This window comes from Streptomyces sp. NPDC042364 (assembly GCF_056437585.1).
In genome coordinates this window covers 1-9,041 of record NZ_JBWKAJ010000045.1, presented here as the reverse complement: position 1 = coordinate 9,041, position 9,041 = coordinate 1, and the positions used below count along the sequence as shown (strand labels likewise).

Genomic DNA, 9,041 nt, shown 5'->3' with positions numbered 1-9,041 from the left:
TCCAGCCACGCGCGGAGATCTCGTCCGCGAGAGCCGCTCCCACGACTCCCGCTCCGATGATGACCACTCGGGGTCCCGCCATCGCCGCACCTCCGATTGAAAACAAGACCAGCCGGTTCAGTTGCTGTCTGCGCAACATGGTTCAGGTTGCGCAACTCAATGTGCCTGTCGCGAGGAGGGGGTGTCAAGAGGTCCGTGACGTCGGAAAACGGCCTTGCGAAAGGCCCCCGGAACGGCGAAGCCCGGTGGGCGGCGCACACCTGTGCACGCCGCCCGCCGGGCCTGTCCGACCGGCCTTCCGGCCTTGCTACTTGATCCAGGCGTCGACCTTGCCGCGGTTGGCCTCGACCCACTTCTTCGCCGCCGCCTCCGGCGCCATCTTGTCCACGGCGATGTACTTCGCCACGGTGTTCTGGTCCTCGTTCGTCCAGGTGAAGTTCTTGACCAGGTTGTACGCGGGGCTGTCCGACTTGGCGAACTTCGTGCTGACGATCTTGTCCAGCTCGTAGACGGGGTAGTCGCAGGCGACCTTCTCCGCGTCGGCGTCACAGCCCGTCTTGTACTCCGGCAGCTTCACCTTGACCAGGGGCACCTCGGCCATGAACCACTGCGGCTCGTAGAAGTAGCCGATCACCCATTCCTTGTCCTTCTCCGCCTTGCGGAAGGCCTGGATGAGCGCGGTCTCGCTGCCCGCGTACACCACCTTGAAGTCCAGCTTCAGGTTCTTCACCAGAGCCTCGTCGTTGGTGACGAACGACGGGTCGCCGTCGAGGAGCTGGCCCTTGCCCCCGGACTCGGAGGTCCTGAACTTGTCGGCGTACTTGTCGAGGTTCTTCCAGTCGGTGATGTCGGGGTGTTCCTTCGCGAGCCACGGCGGCACGTACCAGCCGATCAGACCCTTGTTCCCGGTCGCGCCGGCCTCGACGGCCGTCTTCTGGTCGGTGATGTACTTCTTCTTCAGATCGTCGTGGCCCCAGTTCTCGATGACGGCGTCGACCTCACCCGTCCCGAAGCCCTGCCAGGCGATCTCCTCCTTCAGGTCCTTCTTGGTGACCTTGCAACCGAGGTCGTGCTCCGCGACGTACGCGACGACCGCCGCGTTCGCCTCGTAGCCCACCCACGGGTTGACGGCGAGGTTGAAGGCGCCACACTTCCCGGAGTCCCCCGAACCGCCCGAGCCCGCCGAGTCCTCACCGACCTTCGCACCGCCGCAGGCGGTCAGGGCGAGACCGAGGACGGCCATTCCGGCCATGCCGGCTCTCCACTGTCGTACTTGTGTTGCCATGGTCAGTTGCTCCTTATGCGCTCACGCGTCGCGCCGCGGCCTGAGTGATCCGGTCGAACATGACTCCGAGCAGGACGATGGCGAACCCGGCCGCCAGGCCCTTCCCGTACAGCTGCCCCTGGGAGAATCCGGCCACGACGTCGTAGCCGAGGGCGCCCGCCCCTACCAGGCCGCCCACAACAACCATCGACAGCACGTAGATCAGGCCCTGGTTGGTCGCGAGCGTCAGGGCACTGCGTGACATCGGCAGTTGAACCTTGGTGATGATCTGCCAGGTGTTGCACCCGGCGGAGGTGGCCGCCTCCACGGTGGTCTCCGGCACGGCCCGCACCCCATCCGCGATGATCTTGATGGCGACGGGTGCCGCGTACACGACCGCGGCGACGATGGCCGTGAACCGGGTCGCCCCGAACAGCGCGAGGAACGGCACGAGATAGACGAACGGCGGCATGACCTGGGCCGCGTCCAGCGTCGGCCGCAGCACCCGGTCCACGAGGAGGCTGCGCCCCATCCACACCCCGAAGGCGACGCCGAGCAGCATGACCAGCACGGTCGCCACGAGGGTGGAGGCCAGGGTCGTCATGGCGTCCGACCAGAGCCCCGTGCCGACCAGCAGAGCCACGCAGACGGCGGCCACGGCACCGGCCCGCCACCCGCCGAGCACCGCACCGAGCGCGATCAGCACCGCCGCGACCAGCCACCACGGCGAGTCCGTGAGCAGCGACTGGAACGGGTTGAGCAGACCGTTGGTGATGGCGTCACGGAAGGCGTTGGTGAGGCCCGAGAGGCTGTCCTGCACCCAGGTCGTCGTGGTGTCGGCCGTCCTCGCGATGGAACTGCCGGCACCGCCCTCTCCGGGGAACTCCGCCGCCCACACATAGGTGTGCGACATGTAGACGAGCACCGCCGCGATCACGCCGCCCACGGCCAGCAGCGGCCTCCGCCAGGCCGCGAACCGGCCGCTCGCGCGCCGGGCCGTCTCCTGGCGCGCACTGGCCGCGGTGGTGACCCGGTCGAGGACGATCGCCATGATGACGATGGCGAGGCCCGCGTTGAATGCCGTGCCCACGTCCAGCGACTCCAGGGCCTGCATCACGGTCTTGCCGAGACCGGGCGCGTCGATCAGGGCGGCGATCGTCACCATGGCCAGGGCGGCCATGATCGACTGGTTGACGCCCATCACCACGGTCCGCTTGGACATCGGCAGCAGCACCTTCAGCAGCGCCTGCCGCCGGGTGGCGCCCAGCGAGTCGGCCGCCTCGACGGTGGTCTCCGGCACGGAGCGGATGGCGTGCGCGGTGATCCGGATCGCGGGCGGCGCCGCGTAGATCACGGTGGCGATGGTCGCCGAGGCGCCGCCGATGAGGAAGAACAGGGTCAGGGGGGCCAGATAGACGAAGGTCGGCATCGTCTGCATGAAGTCGAGGAAGGGCGTCACGATCCGGTTGAACCGGTCGGAGAGCCCCGCCCACACACCCAGCGGGATCGCGAACAGCAGCGCCACGAGGACCGCGGAGACGGTGAGGGCCAGGGTGTCCATGCTCTCCTGCCACAGCCCCTGCAGCCCGAAGAAGGTGAAGCCGGCCACGGCCAGCAGCGCCACCCGCCAGTTGCCCACGGCCCAGGAGACGTAGCCGACGATGCCGACGACGCCGAGCCAGCCGATCTGTGGGAGGGGACGGCCGACGGAGGGCTGGGAGATCAGCTCCTGGACGAAGGTCACCAGGGTGCCGATGACCAACCGGATCTCGTTGAAGAAGTACAGGAAGAGCGGGTTGGAGTTGCGGTTGGCGCCGATGGAGTCGTTGAGGTCGTTGATCCACCGGTGCAGGTCCGTGAGGTCCGCGGCGGCGAGGGTGAGGGTCTGCCTGCCGCGCAGCAGCACGAAGAGCACCAGCCAGGCGACGACGATCGCGGCGACCACGGTGCCGCGTCCCACCCGGCGCGCGCGAGGGCCGGGAGCGGCGGCCGGGGGTACGGCGTCGGACTTCCGCGGGGGTTCGGGCTTCTGCGGCTGTTCCGCTTTCTCCACGGCGACGGTCATCACATGCCGCCTTCCTGCCCGGCGACCACCGCGAGGATCTCCTCGTCGCCGACGATGCCGAGCAGTTCGCCGTTCTCGACGACCTTGACCGGCTTGTCGGCCGCCAGGACCGCGCGGGTGGCCTCCCGGACGACGACGTCCGGGCCCAGTTCGGGGCCGTCCAGGGCGTCGCCGTCGGCGACGGGGCGCATGATCCAGCGCAGGGTGAGCACATCGCCGCGCGGGACGTCCTTGACGAACTCGCGGACGTAGTCGTCGGCGGGGGCGCCCACCAGTTCGTCGCCGGTGCCGCACTGGACCATCTTGCCGTCCCGCATGATGAGGATGCGGTCGCCGAGCTTGAGCGCCTCGGAGAGGTCGTGGGTGATGAACACCATCGTCTTGCCGACCTCGTGGTGCAGCCGGATGACCTCGTTCTGCATGTCACGGCGGATCAGCGGGTCGAGTGCCGAGAAGGGCTCGTCGAAGAAGAGGACGTCCGGGTCGCCGGCGAGCGCCCGGGCGAGGCCGACGCGCTGCTGCATACCGCCGGAGAGCTGGTCGGGGTAGGAGTTCTCGTAACCGGAGAGGCCGACGAGTTCGACGACCTCCAGGGCCCGCCTGGTCCGCTCCGCCTTGCTCATGCCGCGGATCTCCAGGCCGAACGCCACGTTGTCGACGACCCGGCGGTGCGGCAGCAGCCCGAAGTGCTGGAAGACCATGGAGAACTTGCGCCGCCTGAGCTCCCGGAGGCGTCTGCCGTCCGCCTCGCGGATGTCCTCACCCTCGAAGACGATCTCCCCGGAGGTGGGTTCGATCAGCCGGGTGAGACATCGCACCAGGGTGGACTTGCCCGAGCCGGACAGGCCCATGACGACGAAGACCTCGCCCTGGCGGACGTCGAAGTCGACGTCTCGCACGGCCGCGGTGCAACCGGTGCGGTCCATGAGCTCCCGGCGGGTGAGGCCGCACAGTTCCTCGGACTGCGGAACCCGCTCGGCCTTCGGCCCGAACACCTTCCACAGCCGGCGCACGGATATGACCGGCGTACCGTCCGAGTCCTGAGGTGTGCCGCGCCGCTGCGGCACCTCGGTCTGGGTTGGGGTCACGATCGACCTCTTTTCGGCGTTCAGCCGCGGAACCAGTGCTGCGGCCGGGGTTGGATGTTCTGCCAGATGTGCTTGGGCTCTCGGTACTCGTTCAGGCCGGTCGGTCCCAGCTCCCGTCCCACGCCCGAGTGCCCGAAGCCACCCCACTCCGCTTGCGGCACATAGGGGTGGTAGTCGTTGATCCACACCGTGCCGTGGCGCAGTCTGCGGGCGACCCGCTGGGCCTTGCCCGCGTCCTGCGTCCAGACGGCTCCGGCGAGCCCGTACTCGGTGTCGTTGGCGATGCGTACGGCGTCGTCCTCGTCGGTGAACCGCTCCACGGTGAGCACGGGCCCGAAGGACTCCTCGTGCACCACGCGCATGTCCTGCCGGCACTCGTCGAGCACGGTCGGCGGATAGAACCAGCCGTTCGCGAGCGCCGGGTCGGTGGGGCGCTCGCCGCCGCAGCGCAGGACGGCGCCCTCGGCGAGGCCCGACGCGACGTATGCCTCGACCTTCTCCCGGTGCCGGGCGGAGATCAGCGCGCCGGTCTCGGCCTCGGGGTCGAAGGGCCCGCCGAGCCGGATGAGCCGGGCGCGGCGGACGATCTCGTCGACGAGGCGGTCGTGCAGGGAGTCCTCGACGATCAGCCGGGCTCCGGCCGAGCAGACCTGGCCCGAGTGCAGGAAGACGGCGGTGAGCGCGAAGTCCACGGCCGTCTCGAAGTCGGCGTCGGCGAAGATCACGTTGGGGTTCTTGCCGCCGAGTTCGAGGGCCACCTTCTTCACGGTCGCGGCGGCGGTGGCCATGATCCGTCTGCCGGTGTCCAGGCCGCCGGTGAAGGAGACCATGTCGACCCTCGGGTCCTCGGAGAGCGGGGCGCCCACCTCGGGGCCGGTGCCGAGGACGAGGTTGGCGGCCCCGGCCGGTAGCCCGGCCTCCGCGAGCGCCTTCATCAGCAGGATCGAGGTGGAGGGCGTGAGCTCGCTGGGCTTGAGGACGATGGTGTTGCCGGCGAGGAGGGCCGGGGCGACCTTCCAGCCGGCTTGCAGGAGCGGGTAGTTCCAGGGCGTGATCAGCCCGCAGACACCGATCGGCTCGTAGACCACGCGGCTGACGGCGTCGTCGCGTCCGGTGTCGATCACCCGGCCGGCGTCGGTGCCGCCGAGGCCGCCGAAGTAGCGGAAGCAGGACACCACGTCGGCGATGTCGTACTCGCTCTCCACCAGCCGCTTGCCGGTGTCCAGCGACTCGGCGCGGGCGAACTCCTTGGCGTCGCGCTCGATGATGTCCGCGGTGCGCAGCAGCAGCGCGCCGCGCTCCCGCTCGGGGGTGGTCGGCCACGGTCCCTCGTCGAAGGCGGCACGGGCCGCCGCGATCGCCGCCTCGGTGTCGGGGCGGGTGCCTTCCGAAACGGTCGCCGCGAGCGAGCCGTCGGCGGGGCAGCGGATCTCCCGAAGCCCTCCGACCACCGGATCCCGCCACGTGCCCGCCACATACAGGTCTGCCACTCGCCAAGCCCTTCAGCCGAAATGCGTTGCGCATCATGCATCTAATTGCTTGTGGTGGAACACCCTGGCGGGCGCCAAGACCTACGTCAAGAGGGTGGAGGATGACGATTCAGCCATGCGGACAGTTCCGCGTCCACCCTTGACCACAAGCCGAGTCCGATGACCTTGTTGCGTATCGCTCATCTTGTTGCGCTGTACACAGGGCCGGTTCCGACCCCGACACGGAGCTGAAAACTCCTCGATACCGATGCGCGCGACCTCGGCATCGACCTGGTGGTGCCGGCCCGCCACACGCAGAGTCCGTCGCACGGTTCGGGCCGCCTCCTCTTGTATACGGACACGGCGCCGAGGGCGCGCCGTCAGCCGCCGAGCCGGTCCAGCAGAGCACGCCGCCAGGCCTCGGTCTCCGCGACCTGGTTGAACGTGAACAGGTGGAGCCCGGCCACCCCCGCCGAGGGCGTGGTGAGGCCGCCCTCGGCCCGGGTCAGCAGGGCCTCCGGCGCGTACCCGCCGGGCGCAGCGAAGCGCAGGAACCACAACGGGTGCCTGGCGAGGAACCGCGTCGACTCCCCGACCCCGATCTTCGTCGCCATGGCCAGCAGCTTCGCCCGCTGCACGGGACCGGCGACCCCCACGTACACGGGCAGCTCGACGCCCCTGCCCCGCACGCGGGCGATCCACCGCCCCAGCACCCGCGGATCGAAGCAGAGGTTGCTGACAACGTACGTGGCGTGCTCGCGCTTGTCCCACATCGCCTGGACGGTGATGTCGTCGTGGATCAGCGGATGGCTCTCCGGGTAGCCGGTGACGCCGACCTCGGCGAAGGGCCGCCCCAGCTCACTGAGGCGGCGCAGCACCGGCAGCGCGCCGTCGAACGTGCCGGCCGGCGGATCGGCGTCGCCGGCCGGCACGAAGACGTCGTCGACGCCCGACTCGCGGAGCCGGTCGACGGTCTCCTTCACATGCCCGTCGTCGCGCAGCAGCCGCGCGGGCACATGCGGGACGACGCGGTAGCCGTGGGCGGCGAGCCGCGCGGTGAGGTCGAGGGTCGGCTCCAGGCCCTTGACGGGCGACGCGGTCACGGTGACGACGACGTCGCGCGGCACATGGGCGAGGACCTTCTCCTCCGTCGCCCTGGCGGGCAGTACCTCGTAGCGGACGCGGCGCAGCAGCGCACTGAGCCCTGGCGCGGTCAACCTCTACCCCGCCGACTTCTGGGCGTCACGGTGGCGGTAGTAGGCGGCCGTGGACGCGGGCAGCGGCTCCTTGCCGAGGATCAGGTCGGCGGCCTTCTCCGCGATCATCATCACCGGGGCGTAGATGTTGCCGTTGGTGACGTACGGCATCACGGACGCGTCCACGACGCGCAGGCCCTCCAGGCCGTGCACACGCATGCTGGCGGGGTCGACGACGGACATCTCGTCGGTGCCCATCTTGCAGGTGCAGGACGGGTGCAGCGCCGTCTCACCGTCCTTGGCGACCCAGGCGAGGATCTCCTCGTCCGTCTCCACGGACGGACCGGGGGAGATCTCGCCGCCGTTGTAGGGGGCGAGCGCGGGCTGGTTGAGGAGCTTGCGGGCCACACGGATCGCCTCGACCCATTCGCGGCGGTCCTGCTCGGTGGAGAGGTAGTTGAAGCGCAGCGCCGGGTGTTCGCGCGGGTCCCTGCTCTTGATCTTCACCGAGCCCACGGCGTCGGAGTACATGGGGCCGACGTGCACCTGGTAGCCGTGGCCTCCGGCCGGCACGGAGCCGTCGTAGCGGACCGCGATCGGCAGGAAGTGGAACATGAGGTTGGGGTAGTCCACGTCCTCGTTGCTGCGGCAGAAGCCGCCGGCCTCGAAGTGGTTGGTGGCGGCGGGCCCCTTGCGGAAGAGCCACTGGAGCCCGATGAAGGGGGCTCGCCACTTCGCCAGGTACGGCTGCATGGAGACGGGCTGTCTGCAGGCGTACTGGATGTAGACCTCCAGGTGGTCCTGCATGTTCTCGCCGACGCCGGGGAGGTCGTGGACGACGTCGATGCCGAGGGCGCTCAGTTCCTCGGCGTTGCCGACGCCGGAGAGCTGGAGCAGCTGCGGGGAGTTGATGGCGCCGCCGCACAGGATGACCTCCCCGGCGCGGACCTGCCGCGGGGCGCCCTTGCCGCGTCGGTACTCGACGCCCACGGCCTTCTTGCCCTCGAAGAGGACGCGGGTGACGAGGGCGCGGGTGGTGACCGTGAGGTTGGGCCGCTTCATGGCGGGCTTGAGGTAGGCCTTGGAGGCCGAGAGCCGGCGTCCGCGATGGACGTTCCGGTCGAACTTGGCGAAGCCCTCCTGGCGGAAGCCGTTGACGTCGTCCGTGGGGGCGTAGCCCGCCTCCTCGGTGGCCTTGAGGAAGGCGGTGAAGAGCGGGTTGGCCGCCGGGCCGCGTTCGAGGACGAGGGGGCCGTCGTGGCCGCGGAACTCGTCGTCCGGGTCGGCGGCGAGACAGTTCTCCATACGGCGGAAGTACGGCAGACAGTGCGCGTAGTCCCAGCTCTCCATGCCGGGGTCGGCCGCCCAGCGCTCGTAGTCCATGGGATTGCCCCGCTGGAAGATCATGCCGTTGATGCTGCTGGAGCCGCCGAGCACCTTGCCGCGCGCGTGGTAGATGCGCCGGCCGCCCATGTGGGGCTCGGGTTCGGACTCGTACTTCCAGTCGTAGAACCGGCTGCCGATCGGATAGGTCAGCGCCGCGGGCATGTGGATGAAGACGTCCCACGGGTAGTCGGAGCGGCCGGCCTCCAGGACCAGCACACGGTTTGCCGGGTCAGCGGAGAGCCTGTTCGCCAGTGCGCTGCCGGCCGAACCGCCGCCGACGATGACGAAGTCGTAGTGCAGGGGAGCCATGGTGCCTCGTCTCGCTCGCGCCATCGGTACGCGAGGCATGCTAGACCGGTATCGCGATACGCACCAGGTTGCGAGCAACGCAACTTGTAAAGGTGGGTTTCGCGCTTGTTACTTGCAATCGTGTTGTTTACCGCGCGTATAGTTTCGTTGTGAGCAACCACAGCCAAGACACCGAAACCTCGAATGCGCCGTCCGGTGGAGTGCAGTCGGTCGACCGCGCCATCAGCGTCCTGGAGATCCTCGCGCAGCGCGGGGAGGCCGGCG

The 9,041-nt window shown here is 69.2% G+C and carries 6 protein-coding genes and 1 pseudogene; 1 reads left to right on the top strand and 6 read right to left on the bottom strand.

What is annotated here, in order from left to right:
- Positions 1-307: 307 nt before the first annotated feature.
- The 6 genes from AC067N_RS38770 to betA form a co-directional block, all read right to left on the bottom strand.
- Positions 308-1,285: an ABC transporter substrate-binding protein gene (locus tag AC067N_RS38770; RefSeq protein ID WP_478683660.1), complete on the bottom strand. Its 978-nt coding sequence runs from the start codon at positions 1,283-1,285 to the stop codon at positions 308-310.
- A gap of 13 nt (positions 1,286-1,298) precedes the next feature.
- Complete coding sequence (locus AC067N_RS38765) at positions 1,299-3,329, bottom strand: ABC transporter permease (RefSeq protein WP_478683659.1); 2,031 nt, start codon at positions 3,327-3,329, stop codon at positions 1,299-1,301.
- A complete protein-coding gene (locus tag AC067N_RS38760) occupies positions 3,329-4,417 on the bottom strand; it encodes a quaternary amine ABC transporter ATP-binding protein (protein WP_478683658.1) in 1,089 nt (362 codons plus the stop codon). The genes AC067N_RS38765 and AC067N_RS38760 overlap by 1 nt, the downstream gene beginning before the upstream one ends.
- Positions 4,418-4,437: 20 nt before the next feature.
- Positions 4,438-5,907: an aldehyde dehydrogenase family protein gene (locus tag AC067N_RS38755; RefSeq protein WP_478683657.1), complete on the bottom strand. Its 1,470-nt coding sequence runs from the start codon at positions 5,905-5,907 to the stop codon at positions 4,438-4,440.
- 359 nt (positions 5,908-6,266) lie between these two features.
- Complete coding sequence (locus AC067N_RS38750) at positions 6,267-7,103, bottom strand: methylenetetrahydrofolate reductase (RefSeq protein WP_478683656.1); 837 nt, start codon at positions 7,101-7,103, stop codon at positions 6,267-6,269.
- Positions 7,104-7,106: 3 nt separating this feature from the next.
- On the bottom strand, positions 7,107-8,777 hold the full coding sequence (gene betA, locus AC067N_RS38745) for a choline dehydrogenase (protein ID WP_478683655.1): 1,671 nt from the start codon (positions 8,775-8,777) through the stop codon (positions 7,107-7,109).
- Between the two features lie 149 nt (positions 8,778-8,926).
- Between betA and AC067N_RS38740 the strand changes: the two are divergent.
- Positions 8,927-9,041: pseudogene (locus tag AC067N_RS38740) on the top strand (IclR family transcriptional regulator); the annotation flags it as partial.

Bases quoted from the DNA above. Each gene is read 5' to 3' on its own strand.
- AC067N_RS38765 (WP_478683659.1), bottom strand. From the start codon at position 3,329: ATGACCGTCGCCGTGGAGAAAGCGGAACAGCCGCAGAAGCCCGAACCC.
- betA (WP_478683655.1), bottom strand. From the start codon at position 8,777: ATGGCTCCCCTGCACTACGACTTCGTCATCGTCGGCGGCGGTTCGGCC.
- AC067N_RS38770 (WP_478683660.1), bottom strand. From the start codon at position 1,285: ATGGCAACACAAGTACGACAGTGGAGAGCCGGCATGGCCGGAATGGCC.